The sequence below is a fragment of the Bradyrhizobium cosmicum genome, from assembly GCF_032290525.1.
Taxonomy (GTDB): Bacteria; Pseudomonadota; Alphaproteobacteria; order Rhizobiales; family Xanthobacteraceae; genus Bradyrhizobium; species Bradyrhizobium cosmicum_A.
This window is the reverse complement of sequence record NZ_JASXTA010000217.1, coordinates 1-274: the sequence shown is the minus strand read 5'-3', so window position 1 is coordinate 274 and position 274 is coordinate 1. Positions and strand designations below refer to the sequence as shown.

Below are 274 nucleotides of genomic sequence, written 5' to 3'. Positions count from 1 at the left end.
GCCTTATAGCAATGCGTGACAGACACGTCATCGTACCCTTGGGAAACGCGGAGCGAGATCCGCGGCCCATCAACTTGCGCGAGCAGCGCTGCTCCCGAACCAAACCGACGAAGCAATAGCGATGCAACGTTCGAGCCTTCCTCTCTTCGGCGTAAAGGTCGTCGATTTCGGCCAGTACATTGCCGGCCCAGCAGTGGCGATGATCCTCGCGGATCTTGGCGCCACGGTCGTGCATATCGATCCGCCATCCGGTCCCCTTTGGGAAAGCCCGGCC

The 274-nt window shown here is 60.6% G+C and carries 1 protein-coding gene; it reads left to right on the top strand.

Annotation, left to right across the window (positions count from 1 at the left end; genetic code table 11):
• Positions 1–121: 121 nt before the first annotated feature.
• On the top strand, positions 122–274 hold a 153-nt coding region (locus QSV46_RS39720; protein ID WP_314964094.1), incomplete at its 3' end, for a CoA transferase.